Source organism: Mariniflexile aquimaris, assembly GCF_042676825.1.
In the GTDB taxonomy this organism is placed as follows: Bacteria; Bacteroidota; Bacteroidia; order Flavobacteriales; family Flavobacteriaceae; genus Mariniflexile; species Mariniflexile aquimaris.
In genome coordinates this window covers 41,915-64,567 of the sequence record NZ_JBHTIB010000012.1, presented here as the reverse complement: position 1 = coordinate 64,567, position 22,653 = coordinate 41,915, and the positions used below count along the sequence as shown (strand labels likewise).

Here is a 22,653-nt window from a genome sequence, read left to right as displayed (position 1 = left end):
ATTAGTTATTAAAATTAATCGATTAACGTATAAAATTACCGTTTATCGGTTATTTTTATACGAAAATAACTCGATGTACATCTAAAATTGACATAGCATTATTAAAAATAAACTTACTTTTGATTATTAAAATCAGCTTACATTGAACAAAACAGAACTTAAAGAATTTCTAGAGGCTAAAGTAGAGCAATACAACAACCCGAAGTTTATTGAAAGTGACCCCATACAAATTCCTCATCAATTTACACTGAAAGAAGATATTGAAATATCGGGGTTTTTAACAGCTACCATTGCCTGGGGAAACAGAAAAAGCATTATAAAAAATAGTTTTACATAATGATTTTTAGAAAACTAATTTTCTTTTAACTATTAATCAGTATTTTTATATTATTAATAAAATAAAAAATGAATCAGACTATTAAATTATTTTGTCCTACCTGTGGAAATAAATTTTCTCATTCTCCAAATTTTATTGGAAAAATAGCGGGTGGAACTGGTGGTGCATTATCTGGAGCTTTCTTGGGTGCTAAAGTAGGTATTGCCGGAGGCCCACTTGGAGCAATTGCAGGGACAATTCCAGGTGCTATATTAGGAAGTATATTCGGTAAAGATTTCGGAAATAAATTTGACAAACCAAAATGTCCCTCTTGTAAATCATCTTTTGAAATACCCGAAAATTTAAAAGAATCATTTTTAAGCACTTTTGCTAAAGACAAAGTAAATAAAACTGAAAACGAGAAGAATACCCATAAAAAAAGTAAGATTAATTCTTATAGTGATTTAAAAGAAGAATTAATAAAAAATTCTAAACAACAAAAAAGTATCTACACAAAACCTGTCATATTGGAATATAGAGAAAATGACGAAAAGAATAAAAGAGGAAACCCATAAACGTAAAGGATATGTAGATTTGAGTATTAAAGAATTGTTAGACCAAAAAGTAGAGCAATACAACAACCCGAAGTTTATTGAAAGTGACCCCATACAAATTCCGCATCAATTTACTCTGAAAGAAGATATTGAAATATCGGGGTTTTTAACAGCTACCATTGCCTGGGGAAACAGAAAAAGCATTATTAATAATGCCAAACGCTTGATGAAACTACTTGATAATTCGCCTTATGATTTTATAATGAATCATGAATCTACCGATTTAGATAAGCTACACCCTTTTGTGCACAGAACATTTAATGGCGATGATGCCATTCAGTTTATAAAATCTCTAAAACATATTTATTTAAACCATAACGGACTGGAAACTGTTTTTGCTAAACATGCTGAAACTAGTTCGCTACAAACAACAATATCTCAATTTAAAAACACTTTTTTTGAAGTTGAGCATTTACAAAGAACCCAAAAGCACATTAGCGACCCATTAAAAAATTCGGCAGCCAAACGCATAAACATGTTTTTAAGATGGATGGTGAGAACTGATAATTCTGGTGTTGATTTTGGAATTTGGAACAGCCTCTCGCCTACGCAACTGTCTTGCCCCTTAGATGTGCATTCTGGCAATGTGGCTAGAAAACTTGGGTTGCTAAAACGTAAACAAAATGATGCTAAAGCATTATTAGAATTAGATACTGCTTTAAGAAAACTTGACCCTAACGACCCTGTGAAATATGATTTTGCCCTGTTTGGTTTAGGCGTGTTTGAAGGATTTTGAGTGCGTTAGCGATTGCAGCGGCATCCTTTTTTGAGGCACGAGAAAAAGATATAGCGGAAAGCGCGACCCTTGGGTAACGCCATAAAAAAATAAAAAAAAACGATTGACGAACATTGTTCATCAATCGTTATTGGTTATAATAAATCGTAAATTTAATTTAGGCTTTTAACCAAGCTTCGCGGATAGCAATTTGTTTAGGTGTTGCATCTGCTTTTTCTAAGATACCAGCACCTGTAGTGTACGATTGTGTGGTTTTTGTTTTAATAACGATTTCTTTACCGTTTCGGTCTAATTTTACTTCTACATCTCTGCCTGGTTTCCACATGTAAACTTCTTGTAAAACCTTATTGGCATTTAGCATTGTTAAATCGGTACCATCTATAGTTTTAATAATATCGTTTGGTTGTACCCCGTTTTCTGCCCAAAAGCTGTTATCGGTAACTAAATCGGTGAAAAATATGGTACCTTTTTGTCCGTCGCCACCAATTATTAAATTCCCTTCGTTTTGAATAAAGTTTGTTTTAATTTTTCCTTCGCCTATTTCTAATCCTGCTTTGTTAAAAAACTTATTGTAATTAATTGGAATATCGCCAATAACGTGACTATCGAAAAAATCGCGTAACGAAGGATAGGTCATGGCTACAATTTCATCTATTAATTTATCGTCTTCAAAAGGTTTATTTTTTCCATATTTATTTGAAAGTTCTTTCATTAAAGACAAAATACCTCGATTACCATTGCTTTCTTCACGCATTAAAATATCTACGCACATCCCAATTAAAGCGCCTTTTTGATAGACATTTAAATACTGGTCTTTATATGGTGCTTTTAAAACATTCTCGCTCATGGCGGTAAAACTCATGGCGTCATTCATATTTTTTGAATATTGAATTTTTTCCATCATTTTATTGTAGAATTCGCTCTCGTCTATTAAGCCTTGGTTGACTTGAAACAGATTTGCAAAATACTCTGTAACCCCTTCGTACATCCATAAATGTTTTGAGAATGTTGGATTATTATAATCGAAATAATGAACATCTTCTGAATGTACACTCAATGGCGTTACAATATGAAAAAACTCATGAGAAACAACTTCTACCACACTTTCGGCTAAACCTTCTTCATCCATAGATTCTGGTAACACCACAACGGTAGAGGTATGATGCTCTAAAGCGCCCATGCCTTTAGGAGAATCGTCTTTTCCTTCAGATAAATACAAGTAAATATCGTAGCGCGGGGTAGAGTTAATATCTCCAAGGTAGGCTTTTTGTGCAGCCATCATTTTATAAACGGTTTCTTTTAAAGTCTTTGCAGAATGCACTTTATTAGGAGAATAAACACTTAAAACAATTTTAATGTTGCCCACTTCAAATTCTTCAACATCTAAATCGCCATACATCATCGGGTTATCGGTAATATCAAAATAACGTGTAGCAAAATAACTAGTTGTTATGCTGCTACCATCTTCGCTTGCTTTAGAACCTACGGTTTGCAAAGCAGATGTACGAACAAAACTTGCAGGTGCTGTAACATCTAATTTATACTGATTGTTTTTTAACACATCGAAATAACCAATAAAACCATGTAAATTAAGTACATAATTTGAAGGTTCTATATTGGTGCCTGCAGGCGAAAACGGATCTTCTTTACCTATGCCACCTTCTTCTTCGACATCAAAAGTATCGTTAACCCAATACGTAATTTTGTCTAATTGTTTGGCATTTTTAATGGTCCAAGTATTCGTATCGGTTTTTAAAACGGGCATTTCATTCCCTTTATAATCAATCGCTTTAAAATTTTCAATATATTTTCCAAAATCACTCACCGAATACGTTCCTTGTATCACTCTAGGTAGCCGGTATGTTACAGTTTCGGTAGTAAAACGTCCTGGATTTATAACTACAGGTGCTTTATCGTTTTCTACTTGCGATAAATTAATAGACGTTTCAATTGGTAAGTTAATAGCTAAATCGTTACTTGAAGTTTTAGTAGCGGTACAACTTGCTAGAATAATACCCGCAAACAAAGCGGCTAAAGTTTTAGTATTCATTAATGAGTTTTTTAGATTCTGTTAATTGACGTCCAATTTACCAATATGTTACACATACCGCTCTTAAGGTTATGTTAAAAAGATGAAATATGTATATTCGCAGTATGCAACCATCGCTAATAAGTATAATTACGCCTTTTAAAAATACAGCGGCTTATTTAGAAGACTGTATAAACTCGATTCTGAAACAATCCTATACAAATTGGGAACTACTTATTGTTGATGATCATTCTACGGATGACAGCTATAAAATAGTTGAAACATTTGCTGCAACCGATAACAGGATTCAACTTTTTAAAAATAAAGGCAGCGGCATTATTGATGCGCTTCAATTAGCCTTTAAGCATAGTAAAGGCCGTTTTATTACCAGAATGGATAGCGATGATATTATGCTCCCCAATAAATTAGAAGTGTTAGTAACACATTTAATTAATGCTGGAGAAAAACATGTTGCCATTGGTTTAGTAGAATATTTTAGCGAAACAGGTGTTGGAGAAGGGTATAAAAGTTATGAAACCTGGTTGAATAATTTAACCAAAGCAGGCACTAACTACAATGAAATTTATAAAGAATGCGTTATACCATCTCCTTGTTGGATGGTTTATAGAACGGATTTTATAGCATGTGATGGGTTTAATCCCAAAATTTACCCGGAAGATTACGACCTTACATTCCGATTTTATAAAAACAACATAAAATGCATTCCATGTGATATAATGTTACATAAATGGCGCGATTACGATACCAGAACCTCGAGAACCCATGTGCATTACGCGCAAAATCATTTTACTGAATTGAAAATAAATCATTTTTTAAATATCGATTACAATAAAAACAAAACATTAACCATTTGGGGAGCAGGCACTAAAGGGAAGATTATCGCGAAACTATTGTTAGAAAAGCAAATTCCTTTTGAATGGATTTGCGATAACCCCAAAAAAATAGGAAAAGCTATTTATGGTAAAGAATTAAAGGCGTTTCAAGCGCTTTCTAAAATAAAGAATGCACAAAGTATAATAACGGTCGCTAATAAAACAGCACAAATAGAAATTCGAGCATTTTTAAAAAATATAAATATGAAACCAGTTGAAGATTATCTATTCTTTTGTTAATTTCGGTTTGTTAGTATAAATAGATTCATTTTCAATCAAAAGAAAAATAATGATAAAAAAATGTTTATTTTTGAAAAATCTAAATCAAAATGCAGTTTAAAAACCCCGAACTTCTTTACGCGCTATTTTTACTGCTTATTCCTATAATTGTTCATTTATTTCAATTACGTAAATTTCAGAAAATCGCTTTTACAAATGTTGCTTTTTTAAAAGAAGCCACACAACAAACTCGTAAAAGTTCTCAAATAAAAAAATGGCTTTTACTGTTTACAAGACTGCTGTTGCTTGCCTGTATTGTATTGGCATTTGCCCAACCATTTACTGCTAAAACCCATACGTTTAATGCAAAAAAAGAAACGGTTATTTATTTAGATAATTCGTTTAGTATGCAGGCAAAAGGTAGCCAGGGCGAATTGTTTAAACGTGCCATACAAGATATTATTAGCAACGTTGCTGAAGACGATAATATAACATTATTAACTAACGATGCAGAATACCGCAACACCAGCATAAAAAACATAAAAAATGATTTATTACAACTAGATTATAGTGCCAACACCCTAAGCCTTGAAGCAGCTTTGTTAAAAAGTAAAACATTTTTCAGCAAACAAAAAGGTATTATAAAAAATCTGGTTTTTATTTCCGATTTTCAACAAGATAACAGCAATTTTAACATTACCACCGACTCTTTAACCGATTTACATTTGGTAAAACTTGAACCAATTTCAGTAAATAACATTGCTATTGATAGTGCTTATATTTCTGAAACTACTGCTAGCAACATGGAGCTGAAAGTTATTTTAAAAAATTCAGGCACGCCGATAGATAATTTACCAGTGTCGTTGTTTAACAATAATACGCTTATTGCAAAAACATCTGTTGCTTTAAATAAAAAGGCTGAAACGTCATTTTCAATTCCCGTGGGCGACATTATTAATGGAAAAATTACAATAGAGGATTCCTTTTTACAGTTCGACAATACCTTATTTTTCAACATTAATAAATTGGCTAAAATAAATGTGCTTGTAATAAATGCAGAAAACGATTCGTTTTTAAAACGCATTTATTCTGAAGACGAGTTTAATTACAATGTTACGGCAATAAATCAGCTGAATTACAATATTTTAAACGAACAAAAACTCATTGTATTAAACGAATTAGATGTAGTACCTAACGCCTTATCTAATGCATTAAAATCATTTGTAACCCAAGGTGGTACACTCATGGTTATTCCTTCAAACAACATTGATAACGATTCTTATAACGCGCTGCTTAATACCTACAATATAAAATTTGATGCGTTAATAAATAGCGAGAAACAAGTAACCACGATAAATTATTCGCATCCTTTATATAGCAATAATGTATTCGAAAAAGAGGTTACTAATTTTCAGTACCCTAAAGTCAATAGCTTTTACAATATTAGTTCAAAACAAACGGCTGCTGTTTTACAATTTGAAGATAAAAGACCATTTTTGCACCAAAGCAGTAATGTGTTTGTGTTTTCTTCGGCGTTACATTCAGAGAATTCTAATTTTAAAAATTCACCCTTAATTGTTCCAACCCTTTATAATATTGGAAAATTCAGTTTTAAAAATCCGCCCATCTATTTTAATATTGGAAAAGAAAATTCGTTTGATGTTGCCACAAAATTGCAACAAGATGCCGTTTTAACATTAACTAACGAAACTACAAGCTTGATACCAAAACAACAATATTTTAATAATAAGGTTTTGGTCTCTACGCTAGAAATGCCCTCTGAAGCTTCAATCTATTCAGTAAAAAACAATACTGAAAGCATTCAAAATGTAAGTTACAACTACGACAGAAAAGAAAGTAATCTAGTATACAGAAATCTTTCAGACATAGAAAACATAACGGTTAGTAATTCAATAAATGAGATTTTCGATACAATAAAAAGTGATACAAAAGTTAACGCGCTATGGAAATGGTTTGTTATTTTTGCACTAGCGTTATTGATTATTGAAATGCTCATCTTAAAATACTTTAAATGAACATACTTATAAAATCTGCCACCATACTAGATTCAAAAAGCGAGTATCACAACACCACTCAAGACATCTTAGTAGAAAAAGGTGTGATTACCCTGATTGCCGATTCTATTAAAAATCCTAAAAACTATCAGGAAATAACTTTAGAAAACTTACATGTATCGCAAGGTTGGTTTGATAGCAGTGTTTGCTTTGGTGAACCTGGATTTGAAGAGCGCGAAACCATTACAAACGGACTTAAAACAGCAGCAGCATCTGGGTTTACGGCAGTTGCTATGAATCCGAACACAAATCCTGTGATAGATTGTAACGCAGACATCACCTTTGTAAACTCTAAGGCTGCTAATAACGCTGTTACCTTGCTGCCAATAGGTGCTTTAACCGAATCGAGTAAAGGGGAACATTTAGCCGAATTGTATGATATGAATTCTGCCGGAGCCGTAGCCTTTTACGATTATAAAAAAGCGGTTTCTAATTCGAATCTTTTAAAAATAGCGTTGCAATATGCTAGTAATTTTAATGGACTGGTTTGCTCTTTTCCTCAGGAAAACAAAATTGCAGGACATGGTGTTATGAACGAAAACATAACCAGTACAACCTTAGGTTTAAAAGGAATTCCTGGTCTAGCTGAAGAGTTACAAATTGCAAGAGATTTATTTTTATTAGAGTACACAGGCGGCAAATTACATATCCCAACCATTTCTACAGCCAAATCGGTGGAGCTAATAAGAGAAGCCAAAAAGAAAAAACTCGATGTAAGTTGTAGCGTCGCTATTCATAATTTATATTTTACTGATGCGGTGTTAACCGATTTCAATACCCACTTTAAAGTGTTGCCTCCATTACGAATACAATCAGATATAGATGCCTTAATTGAAGGAGTTAAAGATGGCACCATCGATATGGTAACCAGCGACCATAATCCGTTAGACATTGAGCATAAAAAAATTGAATTCGATTATGCCTCATATGGAAGTATTGGATTAGAAAGTGCCTTTGGAGCCTTACAAACCATTTTTTCAACCAAAAAAACAATAGAAATACTTAACAAAGGTAAAGCCAGATTTGGGTTAAAACCTACACCAATTAACATTGGAAGCAAATTAAATATCACCCTTTTTAATCCGGAGTCCAAATACACGTTCTCAACTAAGCATATTATTTCTAAATCTAAAAATGCTATTTTTGAAAATGAGCCTTTAAAAGGAAAAGTCTACGGTATTATTTCAAATAATAAAATTAATCTAAATTCGTAATCATGACAGAAGCAGAAGTTGAAGACGGCAAAGGTTTAGCAATAATTAGTTATTTAACCATTATTGGTACCATTATCGCCTATTTTATGAATAATGATAAAAAAAATGCCTTTACCAGTTTTCATGTTAGGCAAGCCTTAGGCTTATGGGCTATGTACTTTATTTTAGCCTGGGTAGTAAGCGGCTTAGATAGTTGGTTTGCCACTTTTGGGTTCTGGGTATTCTTTGGTATTTTATTTATATATGGTTTTATTAATGCCTTGGCAGGAAAAGACCAAACGGTACCATTGGTTGGCGAATTATTTCAAAAATGGTTTGCAAATTTAGGAATATAATTAATTATGATAAACACCTCACTCTCTTTACAGCATATAGTACGTAAATCTACGCTATCTCAAAATGCACCATTACTAATAATGATGCACGGATATGGTAGCGATGAAAACGATTTATTTTCATTTTCGTCTGAATTACCAGAAGAACTTTTCATCATTTCAGTAAGAGCTCCCTACCCTATGCATCCTTACGGAAATGCTTGGTATGCTATTAATTTTGATGAAGATCAAGGCAAATGGAACGACAATGAACAAGCAACAGAATCAAGAGATTTAATTGCTAAATTTATAGATGAAGCTGTTGACGAATATCCTGTAGATAAAAATAATGTTACCCTTTTAGGTTTTAGCCAAGGTACTATATTAAGTTACGCCGTAGCCTTAACCTATCCAGAAAAAGTTAAAAATATCGTTGCGTTAAGTGGTTATATAAATAAAGATATATTACCAAAAGACATGGATAAAAAAGACTATTCGCATTTAGATTTTTATTGTTCACATGGTAGTGTAGACCAGGTAATTCCTGTGGCGTGGGCGCGCCAAATAGCACCATTTTTAAATAACCTGAATATTAAACACAAATACTCAGAGTTTCCTGTAGGACATGGCGTAGCACCTCAAAATTTCTTTGAATTTAAAGATTGGTTAAGCACACGTACTTAGTAAAAAACTATAGATTAAAATATTTAAATCCTGATGGAAACCTATCAGGATTTTTTGTTTGAAAAAAATTTAAAAGCAAGTAAAACAATAACTAAATAGTGATATTTATCATAAATCAATTACGTAACAATTGTTACATTTCAGTAAATTTAAAAAAACTCAAAATGAACACTAAATTAATAAGTTTTACCGCAGTTTTAAGTCTATTTCTAATAGTTGGATGTAAAGAAAAAACCAAGTATCAGGATATAGAAAAAGGAAATGAAATTGCAAATGCCGAAATAGTTCACAAAATAGTAGTTAAAGATTTTATTGAAGCTGGCACCTACGATTACCTAAAAGTTAAAGAAGATGGTAAGGAATATTGGATGGCCATTCCCGATTCGCCTGTGGAACTTGGCAAAACATATTATTATAAGGCCGCTATGGTTATGAAGGATTTTGTAAGTGAACAATTAAATAGAACCTTTGATGAAATAATCTTTTCAGAAGGCATTTTCGAATCGATTGTACTTTTAAACAATGCGCAGTCTGCGGCCATGGGCGGTCATATGGGTCACGGACAAGTTAAAGACAAACCAGAAATTAAAGAGGTTTCATTACCTAAAATTAAAAATGGCGTTACCATTGAAGAGCTGTTTACCAATCCAAAAACATTTGCTAACAAAACAATCTTGGTTTACGGAGTAGCCGTTAAAGTGAATAATGACATTATGGATAAAAATTGGGTACATATTGTTGATGGAACCAAATTTAATAACAAAAGTGATTTAACCATCACTACCTTGGAAAATGTTAAAGTAGGCGATACAATAAAATTTAATGGAAAATTAATTTTAGATAAAGACTTTGGGCATGGTTATAAATATGATGTTTTACTAGAAGACGGAAAGTTAGTAAAATAGTACAATCTAAATTTTTATAACTATTATTTAGTTTTTAAACTTTTGCTTACACCATAAAATTTAATAAGCATCCTTATTTTAAGACCAAAAAAAATCCAGCTAATTGCTGGATTTTTTACTTTGTTAAGGTGTATATGGTTAATTAGTTTACCACTAACCTAAATCCTTCGCCGTGAATGTTAAGTATTTCTACTTTATCATCTAATTTTAAGTACTTACGTAATTTAGCAATATAAACATCCATACTACGCGACGTAAAATAGTTGTCGTCTCTCCAAATTTTGGTAAGTGCCAGTTCTCGTGGCATTAAATCGTTTTCATGTAAAGCTAACAAACGCAATAGTTCGTTTTCTTTTGGCGACAATTTAACTGGTTCACCGCCATTATATCTTAAAAAACGAAGTTTAGAATTTAATTCGAACTTGCCAATTTTAAATTCAAATTGTTTGCTGTCAGAAATTGTTTCGGTCGCTTTACGCTGCATGATAGCCTTTATTTTCATTAAAAGTACTTCACTATCAAACGGCTTGTTTAAATAATCGTCTGCGCCTACTTTATAACCCTTCAAAACATCTTCTTTCATTGTTTTAGCAGTTAAAAACACAATTGGCACATCGGTATTTTTCTCCCTAATTTCTTTAGCCAGTGTAAAGCCATCTTTATATGGCATCATCACGTCTAGAATGCATAAATCGAAATCGTCCTTCTTAAATTTTTCAAATCCTTCCATGCCATTCTTCGCATGAACTACATCATAATCATTCATCATTAAATAATCCTTAAGAACGGTTCCAAAGTTAGGATCGTCTTCTACTAATAAAATTCGTTTTTTTTGTTCTTCCATTGTTATGATATTATTGGAAGCTTTATTATAAAAGTGCTTCCTTTGTCTTTTTCGCTTTCTACTGATACATGACCTTGATGGTCTTCAACGATACGTTTTACATAGGCCAAACCTAAACCATGACCTTTAACGTTATGAATATTTCCTGTGTGTTCTCTATAAAATTTTTCGAACGCACGTTTGGCAGCAGCTTTACTCATACCGCTTCCGTGATCTTTTATTTTTAATAATATATTGTTTCCAACATTTTCGGTGTAAACTTCGATTTTTGGTGCATCTGGCGAATACTTAATAGCATTATCCAGAATATTTACTATCACGTTAGTAAAGTGCGTATCGTTAGCTAAAACCGACGATTTTGTTGCATCAAAGTATGTTTTAATATAACCTTGTCTATCTTCTACCAGCAGCTCCACATGGGTTATCGCATCCTCCACTAAGTCGTGTAAATTTAACCTATCCTTACTTATATTTAACTCGTTTTTTTCTAGTTTAGATATTCTAAGCACATTTTCAACTTGTGCATGCATTCGTTTGTTTTCTTCTTTTATCATGTTAAGGTAACGAATTACCTTTTCTTTATCGTCTATAACTTTTGGATTTTTAATAGAATCTAAAGCTAAATTTATTGTTGCAATGGGTGTTTTAAACTCATGCGTCATATTATTTATAAAATCTGTTTTTATTTCTGAGATTTTACGTTGTTTAACCAATTGATACAAAGCACTGGTATAAGCTATAATTATGATGCCTGTGAAAATGATTGAAAGCATAATCATACCCATAATAGACGATAAAATAAATTTTTTATCCTCTGGAAAATTCACCAATAATTTATAAGAACTTTGATTATTTTCATTATAAAATAAATGAACGCTATAATCATTTCTATTAAACTCAAAATCATCACTTCTAACTCGCGTTGCTAATTCATTGCTATAAATTGCAAATTCAAAATTAATATTGATGCCGTTTTCAATTAATTTAGTCGCTAATAAATCGTGTATGCCTTGTTTTGTTACTCTTTTATGTATTGGCATTCTTGATGCTAAATCTTTATAAACATCGTCGAAAACAATCTTATCCGTACTCGACATTTTATCTAAAAGTAAGAGTTTATCTTTCGCGCTTAAATCGTACTCCAAATTAGCTCCCGTGCTTTTATATACTTTAGTTTCTCGTTCGTTTAAAACGCGTTTTAAATTAATGGTATCTAAACCTATGTCAAAGATCGACGAATTAAACTTATAGTTTTCTTCAAGCGTTCCGCTTCTATAAATTACCGTTTCTTTAGAATCGAAATCTTCCTGAATTATGTACAAATTTCTAATGGCAGCGGTATCAACCTTCACCCCTTGAGCCATTAAATCTTGGAGTTTATATACGTATTCAGATTTTTCTCTTTCTTCTAACGTATTAGATACGTAGTTAAGTACTTTATTGACATTAAACTCAAATCGTTCCTTTTCATTTTTAACAGAACCGTTTATATAATAAGCCTGAATAGAAATTATACCTATTAACGACAAACTCATTAATAGTATTAACAGTACGAAAACTCTTTTGCTCATTAGCCAAATTTAACATTTTAACATTTAGTGCAATTAGCTTTTAACCTTACATTAACAAAAATGTTAAAATTTATGTTTAAGGTATTTTTTTCAGTAGCTGATTATGCACTTCAACTACTTGTTTTTTAGTGTCTTCGAGATCAATATTAGTAATGACAAAATGCGAAAGTTTTATTTTTTGCTCGTCGCTCCACTGATTTTTAATAATGGCTTCAATTTTATCTTTTGTAGTGGTATCGCGTTTAAGTAAACGTTTAAAACGCAACTCTTTAGGTGCCACAACGGTAATTACAAAATCGCATAATTTATAGCCATCATTTTCAAACAAAATGGCTGCTTCTTTTATAACATATGGCGCCGTTTGCTTTAACATCCATTTGTTAAAATGGGTAGCAACCCGCGGATGTATAATGGCATTCATTTTTTTTAAAACCGCTTCGTTAGAAAATATAATTTGTGCAATAAATGGTCGGTTTAATTCATCATTATTATAGGCGTCGCTTCCAAATAATTCAATTAATTTTCTTTTAATTACTTTCGATCGATTCATTAGCTTTTTGGCTTCTTCATCGGCTATATAAACAGGTATACCTAAGGCTTCAAACTGTTTCGCTACCGTTGTTTTACCACTACCTATACCTCCTGTTAATCCAACTACAATCATTCTATTATTATAAATTCGATACGCTGCTGATTAATTTTCACGTTTTTAACGAATTCCGGGTATTTTGATAATTCAGGAACCATTAAATACTGATTTTTTAAGATTTTATTATAATCACAAATAATTTCAAAATCTTTTTTCGTAACAGCACTAAAATTACTTAAACTTACGTAATACGATACACTCACCTCTTTGGGATAAAATTTAAGCTGTATTTTTTCTGGCACATTAATTAGTGTTACAGGAATTTTTAATGTACCCTCTGTAAACTTTTCAACTTGTGCCTTAAGCTGTATGGTTTCGTTTGAAAAGGTAATATCAGAACTCTTTTTAGGCAATTTAAGTTTCACCGTTTCGTTCAAATCTGCTTTAACATTCGATACTTGAGCTTTTACAGTTTCAATATAATTTATAGAATTTACCAAAGCTTTCGGACCCACAACCACAACAGAATCTGGCTCTAATACCAAGGGTTTCGACATATTGAAACCGGGCATAAATTCAATTGTAGAATTTAATTTAACCGGTACTTTTTTCACCATATTTTCACCATAACGAAATACCAGCGTTTCTGGATATATATTAAGGAGCTCAATATTCTTGTCGAATTGGGTATTCGCGATATAGGCTTTGGATTTATTCCAGATAAACAATTTGTCGTTTTTAGTGACATCTTTACTAAAATCAATTTTAATTTTTGCTTTCGAAAAATAGAAACGCAACCAATTAAACCCGTTGGTTTTTAACGTAATATATAATGGTGTGGAATCTTTTAAAATAATATTTTCCTGCGGCACATTAATTTTTTCGATTGAAAAAGCAATGGTTTTGGTGTAATCTTTGGAAAGTTTCGTGAATAATAGAATAACCACAGCCAGCAATAAAAATAAAAAGAAAACATTTATTTTTTTGTTCTTGATAGAGGTTAATATGTCTGACCTTAATTTTCTTAACATTTAGGTTTAAAAAACAAATTAGGAAAATAATCTTCTGGTTCTTTATTTAAAACTTCTAAAGCAAATGTCGATGTTAAAAATCCCATTCCATACCCGAAAAACTGCACAAATATGGCAACTATAGCCAGTATTGAAACGAGTAGATTTTTTGTAGAAACCATAGCTACTAAAAATGCTATTATAAAATATAAAATATAGATGAATAAAAATATTTTAAACTGAAGCAAATACAATAAAATTGAAAATACAAGCCCCAGACTAAATAAGGTTGGAAACCAATAGGTTATTTTTTTAGTGGATGGATGCCATGTGTTTAAAATAGGACGCACCAACCCGAACTTATGCACCTGTGTATAAAATTTACTCCAAGAAATTCTACGCTTATGAAAAACAAATGCTTCGGGGATTAGGGCTGTTTTATACCCTAAATTCCAAAGCCGAATAGATAAATCTGGATCTTCACCCGGATGAATGTACCCAAAACCTTTCGAAGCTTCGAAAGCTTCTTTAGAAATTCCCATATTAAAACTTCTAGGTTGAAATGTGTTGATGCTTTTTTTACTACCGCGTATACCACCTGTTGTAATAAAAGATGTCATTGAAAAATTAATGGCTTTCTGCAAATTACTAAACGATTCGTGTGCCGCATCTGGTCCGCCAAAGCAATCTACATAATCTGCATTTAAAGCGTTTTCAACGTCATTTAAGTAGTTTTGTGGTAAAATACAATCGGAATCTAAAATAATAAAATAGTTGCCCTTAGCGCGCTGCATCCCGTAGTTTCTAGAATCACCAGGTCCGGAGTTTTCCTTAAAAAAATAGGAAATAGTGAGTTTAGATTTAAAGGCATCAACCACTTCTTTTGAGGTGATTGTCGAGCCATCTTCTACAATTACAATTTCAAAGTTGGTAGTAGTTTTTAACTCTACAAAACTTTGTAAAAGTTCCTGTATTTCGTCTGGACGATTATACACGGGAATTATAAAAGAAAACTGTAATTGCATAACACAAATGTAACTAAACCAAACAAAAAAGCCACCTTATAAAAGTGGCTATATTTTATATTTTTAAAAGACATCGCTGGATTTTAACCAGCTAGGTCTAGCACATTAAATGCTATTTATCCATAAAGGTTTCCATAACAGCAGTACTTACGCCCATGTTACTAAAACCACCATCGTTATAAAGGTTTTGTAATGTAACACGTTTAGTTAAATCACTAAATAAAGTTACTGTATAGTTAGCACAATCTAGAGCAGTGGCATTACCAAGTGGCGACATTTTATCGGCATAAGAAATAAACCCGTCAAATCCTTTTACACCGCTACCCGCTGTTGTAGGCGTTGGCGATTGTGAAATGGTGTTAACACGCACTTTTTTATCGCGACCAAAGAAATACCCAAAACTACGGGCAATACTTTCTAAATACGCTTTGTTATCGGCCATATCATTATAATCTGGAAATACACGTTGTGCTGCCATATAACTTAAGGCTACAATGCTTCCCCACTCATTCATGGCATCGGCTTTGTACAAAGTTTGCATTACTTTATGAAAAGACATAGCAGAAACATCTGTTCCTTTTTGTGTCCATTCGTAATTTTGATTGGTATAATGCTGTCCTTTTCTAACATTGATAGACATTCCAATAGAATGCAATACAAAATCTAATTTACCACCTAAAATTTCTACAGATTGTTTTACCAGATTTTCTAAATCTTCGACAGAAGTAGCATCAGCAGGAATAATTTTAGATCCAGTTTTTTCGGCTAACTCATTAATTTGCCCCATACGCATCGCAACTGGTGCATTGGTTAAAACAAACGTTCCACCTTCTTCATGTACTCGCTCTGCAGTTTTCCAAGCTATTGAATTTGAGTCTAATGCCCCAAAAATGATTCCTCTTTTTCCTTTTAGTAAATTGTATGACATATTTATTGGTTTATATGTTGATTCTATTATTTTTTATTATTAGCGCTCAAAGATACAATTAATTCAATAATTCTTTAGCATGTGCAATCGCCGAAGAAGACATTTCTAAACCACCAAGCATTTGTGCGATTTCTACAATGCGTTCATCATGGTTTAATTTCACCAAATTAGTTTGGGTTACATCATTAACATCCTCTTTAAATACTTTAAAATGCGAGTGCCCTTTGGCCGCAATTTGTGGCAAATGCGTTATAGAAAACACCTGCATGGTTTTACTCATATCCAGCATTATATCACCCATTTTATTAGATATTTCACCCGAAACACCTGTGTCAATTTCGTCGAACATGATGGTTGGTAATTGAATGTATTTTGATAAAACCGATTTTATGGCAAGCATGATACGTGATAATTCACCACCAGAGGCTGCCTTTTTTAATTCGTTAAAATTTCCTCCTTTATTCGCAGAAAATAAAAATATCAAGTCATCTTTTCCATTAGCAAAATACTCATCGCCTAAAACAACATCAATTTTAAACTGCGCATTAGGCATCCCCAAACTTTCTAAAATAGTTTCTAATTGCGATTTTAACTGCGGAATAATGGCGATTCGGTTATTATGAATTGTTTCTGAAATTTTATTAAGTGTCATTTCTTTAGCTTCAATTTCCATTCGTTTATTATGAATAGAATCGTCTAAATTTTCTGTAAACGACACCTTTTCTTCCAACTGATTTTTAATATCAATTAATTCTGAAACACTACTTACCACATGCTTTTGCATCAAATTATGAAGCACTCGTAATTTAGAATCTACTACCGTCAATCTATTGGGATCTGCTTCTAAATTTTCTTGCAACACATCTACCTCCTTAAACACGTCATCCATTTCTATAAGGCCACTTGTTACCCTATTTAATAAATCTTCGTATTTATTAGAATATCCTGTTAATTTTTGAAAGGTAATCTTCAAATTGTTCAACGAAGCTAAAACACCTATTTGCTCTTCGTTTAATAATTGATAAGCTTCAGAAAGTTTTTCTTTGATGCCTTCAATATTATTTAAAGTTTCGTATTCTTCTTCAAGTAATTCAACTTCCCCAACTTGCAAATTCGCTTCAGTAAGTTCATTCAATAAAAAGGAATTGTAATCGTGTTCTTTTATAGCATCTGCCTGAAAATCTAAAAGCTCACGAAGTTCTTTTTTAAGCTTTTTATACGCTTTTAATTCGGTTTTATAAGATTGAAGTGTTTCGTCGTTTTTTGCTAAAGCATCAATAATTTGAAACTGAAATTCGTTACTTGTTAATTGAAGTGTTTCGTGTTGCGAATGCACATCAATTAAGCGTTCGCCTAACAGTTGCAGACTATTTAAATTTACGGGAGAATCATTTACAAATGCCCGCGATTTACCTGATGGCAAAATTTCGCGACGTATGATGGTTTCATCTTCATAATCTAAATCTTCAGATTTAAAAAGTGCTTGTAGTTTATAATTTGAAACATTAAAAACGGCTTCAATCACGCATTTTTCTTCGGTATTCTTCAAACTACTTAAATCGGCACGTTTTCCAAGAATTAAAGACAAACCACCTAAGAGAATGGATTTCCCTGCTCCAGTTTCGCCCGTAATTATTGAAAATCCATCATTAAAATCTACTTGAAGATTATCAATTAAAGCGTAGTTTTTTATGGAAAGTGATGTTAACATGTTTTTGGCCGTGGTACTTTATCTAAAAACTATTTTACTTTGAAACTTTGAAACTTTGAAACTTAAAGAAAACTAAAACTTAATATTTTGCCATTTGCTACTATGCATGGGCGCCACTTTTTGAAGTGTTTCTTTAACACTCGCGATATTTACATTTGGACCATCGCTAAAAATTTGTTCAATTTCATCGGCTTTGGCATCAAAAAATGTTCGTAGTAAAAAAGAATTTGGACGTCTTGTATTCATAGCTTGAAACAACTTTAGCGAGGCTGCTATTTGTTCTTTACCTTCTTTAACATTCCCACTCATAACATCTAATCCGTTTCGGTGGTAACTATAAATAACTTGTTTGTATTCTTTAAAAGTTGGCGATAAGATATTATCAATTAGTGCAAATCTGCTTTGTAAACCATCGGCTAATTGCCAACCTTTAAAACTTAGGTCTTGCTGTGAATAATTAACAATAGTTTGAGCTTGCTTAAAATAGGCATCGCCGCCATTTTCAGAAAAAGATTCGGCATCTAAACCTAAAACCATATAAATATGAAACGCCAAAACAGATACTAAATTAGATTCGTACTGCGACGGATTAAATATTAAATTCTGAAACTCTAAATACCTGAAATTAAAGTCTTTATCGTTAAAACTATATATAGGCGTTGTATAAGAAGATCCATAAACAGGTCTGGATGATTGTACTTGTATAGATGCTTGAAAGGATTCGCCACTGTAATTTACAATATTAATAACCATACTGCAATCTATACGCTCTTGTGGGGCAAATGCTTTATTGGTCCATCGTGTATTGTTTACAAATTCCTTTAATTGCTTTTCTAAGGTTTTAAATATTGGAAAGTTTTCATTACCAGTTTGTTGCGCATTAACAACCACGGCACAGTTTAATTCTTGAGAAAAGCCAATTGCTCCAAGACTTAACATTAAAACGATAAGAATATTACGCATTAATTTGTTGTAAAATTTTATTTAGTAAATCTGATGCAACTTCTGCCTTCGACTTTAGTTGAAATTCGGTTACTGTTTCGTCGTCGTCAATAAAAGTTACTTTGTTAGTATTACTTTTAAAACCTGCACCTTCGTCGTTTAACGAATTTAAAACAATTAAATTTAAATTCTTACTTTTTAGTTTTTCTTTTGCGTTTTCGAGCTCGTTATTCGTTTCTAAAGCAAATCCAACCAAATACTGATTCGTTTTTATTTTACCTAAAGACGCCAAGATATCCTGAGTTTTTTCTAACTCTAAAGTTAACGTAGAATCTTTCTTTTTTATTTTCTGACTAGCGACTTCTTTTGGTTTATAATCGGCAACTGCGGCAGAAAGTATGGCGATATCGACCGTATTAAAGTAGTTATGAACCTCGGAATACATTTCTGAAGCACTGGTTACCGGAATGACCTTTATAAGATTATTTGAAACACTTTGGTGCGTTGGGCCCGTTACCAAAATAACCTCAGCACCTAAATTTGCCGAAGCTTTTGCAATCTCGAATCCCATTTTGCCGCTAGAATGATTGCCAATATAGCGCACGGGATCAATAGCTTCGTAGGTTGGTCCTGCTGTAATAAGCACTTTTTTACCTTTAAGCGGCAGATTATTTAAAATATCGTTTTCAATAAATGCTACAATATCTTCTGGTTCTGCCATGCGTCCCTCACCCACTAAACCACTTGCTAATTCTCCACTAGTGGCAGGTACCATGATATTTCCGTAACTATTTAAAATTTTAAAAGTTTGTAACGTACTAGGGTGAATGTACATATCTAAATCCATGGCGGGTGCGTAATACACCGGACATTTTGCAGACAGGTAGGTAGCCAATAACAAGTTATCGCACACCCCATTTGCCATTTTAGACAAGGTGTTTGCTGTAGCAGGGGCAATAAGGAATAAGTCTCCCCACAACCCTAAATCCACATGACTATTCCACACAGCATTATCATCATCTTCATTTACAAAAGATGAATACACAGGGTTTTTTGATAGCGTTGATAAGGTTAAAGGCGTAACAAATTCTTTTGAAGCCGGGGTCATGACCACTTTTACATTGGCGCCCGCTTTTATAAAAAGCCTTACTAATGAAGCTGTTTTATAAGCGGCAATACCACCAGTAATGCCTAATAGTATGTTTTTGCCGCTTAATATTGACATTTTAAAAATAATTATTGAGCGTCTTCCTCAGTATTTCTAAAATAAATTTTATCTGTTAACCATTCTTGAACAGCTAACGCGTGAGGCTTAGGTAATTTTTCATAAAATTTAGATACCTCAATTTGCTCTTTGTTTTCAAAGATTTCTTCTAAACTATCGTTGTAAGTAGCAAATTCTTCTAACTTATCGATAAGTTCTTTTTTAATCTCTGTGTTAATTTGCTCTGCACGTCTAGCAATTATAGAAATTGACTCATAGATATTATCTGTTGGCTCGTCAATTTGATTTCTGTCGTAAGTAATAGTATTAACAGGTGCATTGGTTTTTTTTAAGTCCATTGTCATAGTAATTTAACTTTTAGTGCTGTATTTTTGTAATTCTTCATCTATAGCATTCCCCATTTTTTCTACATCTTCTAAATGTGAAGAATTTTTGAATGATTTTTTAAATGATGTATAATACTCTTTTGCCTGATTTAAACGATCTTTTTTAAGGTTAACCAAACCATTTAGTGTTCTTTTTAATTCTACACTATTGATGGCTAATTTAAAGGCCGAATCAAGTCTTATAAACAAGGTTTCTTCACGAAGTGAAGATCCCGGAAATTCAATTATAAAATTATCGCAAGATTTAACCGCTGCTGGATAATCTGATATGGTATTGTATTGTTTTGCAATACTAAACGCCTTTTTCTCCAGTTTAAAATCTAATTCTTTAATTAACTTATTTGCTTCGCTTAAATGCTCAGATTCTGGAAACAAGTTAATAAAGTTTTGTAGTTTTTCTAAGGCTACTTTTGTTTCCTTCTGGTCTTTGGTATAAACAGGCGACAACATATAAGCACTCTTAGCCGCTAAGAACGAAGCAATTTCTAGTTTTTCACTTTTCGGGTAACTAGAAGCAAAACGCTCAAACTGATAACCTGCTGTATAATACTCTTTCATTTCATAAAACGAATTAGAATATAAATACATCAATTTTTCAGCTTGTGGTTTCCCTCTATATTCTGGAACTATTTGCGCAAACAATTTATTTGCTTTTGCAAATTTACCTTGGCTATATAGTGAGTCACCTAACTTAAACTTTGCCGCAATATCTTCAGATTTTAAAGCCTTTTGATATTCGCTACAAGAATTTAAGGTAATAAGTGCAATTACTATGTAAATAAAATGTTTCATCTGTTTAGAGTCATTATTTTTTTCCCGTAACATGTTATGCACACAACTAAATTAAAGTTTAACACTCAAATTGTTAACCGTGCTCATTTCATAAATTTAAAACAGGATGCAAAATTAAGTTATTAATATGGATTTTAAAAATATTATTTCAACGCTAAAATAATGGCTTAAATACAGCAATCATAAGGTTTAAGTAATATTTAACAGAACTAAAACTTATTTACAAAATTTTTAATTTTTTCTTTAAGTTGATCAGATGCCGGAACCAAAGGTAATCTCACAGTATCTCTACACATGCCCAATGCTTCAAAAACACCTTTAATTCCTGCCGGATTGTTTTCTTCGAAGATATAACCGATAACATCCATTAATCTGTAATGCAGTTTATAAGCGCTTTTAGCATCGCCTTTTAATCCTAATCGAATCATTTCTGAAAATTCTTTAGGGAATGCTTGACCAATTACAGAAATAACACCTGCACCACCGGCTAATACTACACCAAGAGCTAAATCGTCGTCGCCAGAAATAATTAAAAAATCTTCTGGTTTATTTTTTATTAACTGTAAATACTGCGCTACATTATTTCCCGCTTCTTTAACCCCAATTACGTTTTTAAAATCATTTGCTAACCTAAGTGTTGTTTGCACCTCTACATTTCTAGAAGTACGACCAGGCACATTGTATAAAATAACATCTATTGGAGAAGCTTCGGCAACGGCTTTAAAATGCTGATAAATTCCCTCTTGCGAAGGCTTGCTATAATAAGGTGAAACCGATAATACGGCATCGATATTACTTAAATCGGTCGTTTTAATTTCTTCTACAACCTGGGCTGTATTATTACCGCCAATACCTAAAACCATAGGTACGCGCCCATTGTTTGTTTTAGAAACGGTGGCGATAATCTCTTTTTTTTCTTGTTTTGTAATGGTAACACTTTCTCCTGTTGTACCACAAATAACAAGGTATTCTACTCCATTCTCAATATTGAAATTAACAATAGCCGCTAGCGCATCATGATCTACACTTAAATCTGATTTAAATGGCGTAACTAAAGCAACTCCAGTTCCTAAAAACTTAATATTCATTTTTAATTTTGTTTAATATAGTTAAGTATTTAAACATTTCATTTTTAAATACATTAAAATCGTTTAATTTGGTATTGATGATTAAGTCGTTTAACCGCTCATCGGTTTGTAATATTCCTATTTTAAATTTTGCCTTAGATAATGCTGTAATAAGCTTTAACTCCGTAACATCTGCTTCATAATAACTTAATAAAGCATCAAATTTTGTGTCTAAAAAAAGTTTTAAATCATTATTAAGAATCGCGCCTTTCCAACCAATATCTTTAGCGTTATAACAATCATCCCAAAGATTAAGTGTTTCTTTTTTTTGCGTTGAAAATGCTATAATTTTTAATTTATTTGGATGTATGTTTAAGGCGTTTGCCAATTCATTAAACCAATTAAAATCTTGAATTTCATCTACATTTACAATAACGCCTAGACTTTCAATCTTATTATCTGCCTCATATTCATGCGCTTCAGACAACAATTTGTTCAAATACTTTTTAATAGATTTTTCTTTAAAACCCTTTAAAATCATTTATCTTTATACTTTGCGCAAAG

Annotated in this window: 22 protein-coding genes and 1 pseudogene; 9 read left to right on the top strand and 14 right to left on the bottom strand. The window is 32.3% G+C overall.

The window, feature by feature from the left end; all coding sequences use genetic code 11:
* Positions 1-142 precede the first annotated feature (142 nt).
* From ACFQ0I_RS08335 to ACFQ0I_RS08325, 3 genes and pseudogenes are all read left to right on the top strand, one after another.
* Positions 143-328, top strand: a pseudogene (locus tag ACFQ0I_RS08335) (DUF2400 family protein); the annotation flags it as partial.
* A 77-nt stretch (positions 329-405) separates the two neighbouring features.
* Complete coding sequence (locus ACFQ0I_RS08330; RefSeq protein WP_379941182.1) at positions 406-891, top strand: glycine zipper family protein; 486 nt, start codon at positions 406-408, stop codon at positions 889-891.
* A complete protein-coding gene (locus ACFQ0I_RS08325) occupies positions 860-1,666 on the top strand; it encodes a TIGR02757 family protein (RefSeq protein WP_379941180.1) in 807 nt (268 codons plus the stop codon). Before ACFQ0I_RS08330 ends, ACFQ0I_RS08325 begins: the two co-directional genes overlap by 32 nt.
* A gap of 157 nt (positions 1,667-1,823) precedes the next feature.
* On the opposite strand, the gene ACFQ0I_RS08320 is transcribed toward ACFQ0I_RS08325, so the two are convergent.
* On the bottom strand, positions 1,824-3,716 hold the full coding sequence (locus ACFQ0I_RS08320; protein WP_379941179.1) for a M61 family metallopeptidase: 1,893 nt from the start codon (positions 3,714-3,716) through the stop codon (positions 1,824-1,826).
* Between the two features lie 89 nt (positions 3,717-3,805).
* On the opposite strand from ACFQ0I_RS08320, the gene ACFQ0I_RS08315 reads away from it, so the two are divergent.
* The 6 genes from ACFQ0I_RS08315 (at position 3,806) to ACFQ0I_RS08290 (ending at position 9,999) form a co-directional block, all read left to right on the top strand.
* The gene (locus tag ACFQ0I_RS08315) at positions 3,806-4,828 is read left to right on the top strand and encodes a glycosyltransferase family 2 protein (protein ID WP_379941177.1); all 1,023 of its coding nucleotides are present in this window, start codon (positions 3,806-3,808) and stop codon (positions 4,826-4,828) included.
* 89 nt (positions 4,829-4,917) lie between these two features.
* Positions 4,918-6,843 carry a BatA domain-containing protein gene (locus tag ACFQ0I_RS08310; protein ID WP_379941176.1) on the top strand — a complete coding sequence of 642 codons (1,926 nt, stop codon included), beginning with the start codon at positions 4,918-4,920 and terminating at the stop codon, positions 6,841-6,843.
* Entirely contained in the window at positions 6,840-8,096 is a 1,257-nt protein-coding gene (locus ACFQ0I_RS08305; RefSeq protein WP_379941174.1) for a dihydroorotase, read from the top strand. The genes ACFQ0I_RS08310 and ACFQ0I_RS08305 overlap by 4 nt, the downstream gene beginning before the upstream one ends.
* Before the next feature lie 2 nt (positions 8,097-8,098).
* Positions 8,099-8,431, top strand: a complete 333-nt coding sequence (locus ACFQ0I_RS08300) for a hypothetical protein (protein ID WP_379941173.1) — start codon at positions 8,099-8,101, stop codon at positions 8,429-8,431.
* A 6-nt stretch (positions 8,432-8,437) separates the two neighbouring features.
* Positions 8,438-9,094: an alpha/beta hydrolase gene (locus ACFQ0I_RS08295; RefSeq protein ID WP_379941171.1), complete on the top strand. Its 657-nt coding sequence runs from the start codon at positions 8,438-8,440 to the stop codon at positions 9,092-9,094.
* Between the two features lie 164 nt (positions 9,095-9,258).
* A complete protein-coding gene (locus ACFQ0I_RS08290; protein WP_379941169.1) occupies positions 9,259-9,999 on the top strand; it encodes a hypothetical protein in 741 nt (246 codons plus the stop codon).
* Positions 10,000-10,141: 142 nt separating this feature from the next.
* Here the strand turns inward: ACFQ0I_RS08290 and ACFQ0I_RS08285 are convergent, their stop codons facing one another.
* From ACFQ0I_RS08285 to ACFQ0I_RS08225, 13 genes are all read right to left on the bottom strand, one after another.
* Positions 10,142-10,843, bottom strand: a complete 702-nt coding sequence (locus ACFQ0I_RS08285; protein WP_379941167.1) for a response regulator transcription factor — start codon at positions 10,841-10,843, stop codon at positions 10,142-10,144.
* 2 nt (positions 10,844-10,845) lie between these two features.
* Positions 10,846-12,414, bottom strand: coding sequence for a sensor histidine kinase (locus ACFQ0I_RS08280; protein ID WP_379941166.1), 1,569 nt, complete (start codon positions 12,412-12,414; stop codon positions 10,846-10,848).
* 76 nt (positions 12,415-12,490) lie between these two features.
* Positions 12,491-13,078 carry a dephospho-CoA kinase gene (coaE, locus tag ACFQ0I_RS08275; protein ID WP_379941164.1) on the bottom strand — a complete coding sequence of 196 codons (588 nt, stop codon included), beginning with the start codon at positions 13,076-13,078 and terminating at the stop codon, positions 12,491-12,493.
* A complete protein-coding gene (locus tag ACFQ0I_RS08270; RefSeq protein ID WP_379941162.1) occupies positions 13,075-14,034 on the bottom strand; it encodes a CdaR family protein in 960 nt (319 codons plus the stop codon). The genes coaE and ACFQ0I_RS08270 overlap by 4 nt, the downstream gene beginning before the upstream one ends.
* Positions 14,028-15,038, bottom strand: coding sequence for a glycosyltransferase (locus tag ACFQ0I_RS08265; protein WP_379941160.1), 1,011 nt, complete (start codon positions 15,036-15,038; stop codon positions 14,028-14,030). Before ACFQ0I_RS08265 ends, ACFQ0I_RS08270 begins: the two co-directional genes overlap by 7 nt.
* 112 nt (positions 15,039-15,150) lie before the next feature.
* Entirely contained in the window at positions 15,151-15,966 is an 816-nt protein-coding gene (locus ACFQ0I_RS08260) for an enoyl-ACP reductase FabI (protein ID WP_379941158.1), read from the bottom strand.
* 58 nt (positions 15,967-16,024) lie between these two features.
* Positions 16,025-17,677, bottom strand: coding sequence for a DNA repair protein RecN (gene recN / locus ACFQ0I_RS08255; protein ID WP_379941157.1), 1,653 nt, complete (start codon positions 17,675-17,677; stop codon positions 16,025-16,027).
* Between the two features lie 72 nt (positions 17,678-17,749).
* Positions 17,750-18,640, bottom strand: a complete 891-nt coding sequence (gene porD / locus ACFQ0I_RS08250) for a type IX secretion system protein PorD (RefSeq protein WP_379941156.1) — start codon at positions 18,638-18,640, stop codon at positions 17,750-17,752.
* Positions 18,633-19,844: a bifunctional phosphopantothenoylcysteine decarboxylase/phosphopantothenate--cysteine ligase CoaBC gene (gene coaBC, locus ACFQ0I_RS08245; protein ID WP_379941154.1), complete on the bottom strand. Its 1,212-nt coding sequence runs from the start codon at positions 19,842-19,844 to the stop codon at positions 18,633-18,635. Before coaBC ends, porD begins: the two co-directional genes overlap by 8 nt.
* An 11-nt stretch (positions 19,845-19,855) precedes the next feature.
* The gene (locus ACFQ0I_RS08240) at positions 19,856-20,182 is read right to left on the bottom strand and encodes a DNA-directed RNA polymerase subunit omega (RefSeq protein WP_379943032.1); all 327 of its coding nucleotides are present in this window, start codon (positions 20,180-20,182) and stop codon (positions 19,856-19,858) included.
* Positions 20,183-20,194: 12 nt separating this feature from the next.
* Positions 20,195-21,022 carry an outer membrane protein assembly factor BamD gene (locus ACFQ0I_RS08235; RefSeq protein WP_379941153.1) on the bottom strand — a complete coding sequence of 276 codons (828 nt, stop codon included), beginning with the start codon at positions 21,020-21,022 and terminating at the stop codon, positions 20,195-20,197.
* A 209-nt stretch (positions 21,023-21,231) separates the two neighbouring features.
* Complete coding sequence (gene dapA / locus ACFQ0I_RS08230; protein WP_379941152.1) at positions 21,232-22,110, bottom strand: 4-hydroxy-tetrahydrodipicolinate synthase; 879 nt, start codon at positions 22,108-22,110, stop codon at positions 21,232-21,234.
* The gene (locus ACFQ0I_RS08225) at positions 22,100-22,630 is read right to left on the bottom strand and encodes a DUF6913 domain-containing protein (protein WP_379941150.1); all 531 of its coding nucleotides are present in this window, start codon (positions 22,628-22,630) and stop codon (positions 22,100-22,102) included. Before ACFQ0I_RS08225 ends, dapA begins: the two co-directional genes overlap by 11 nt.
* Positions 22,631-22,653: the final 23 nt, after the last annotated feature.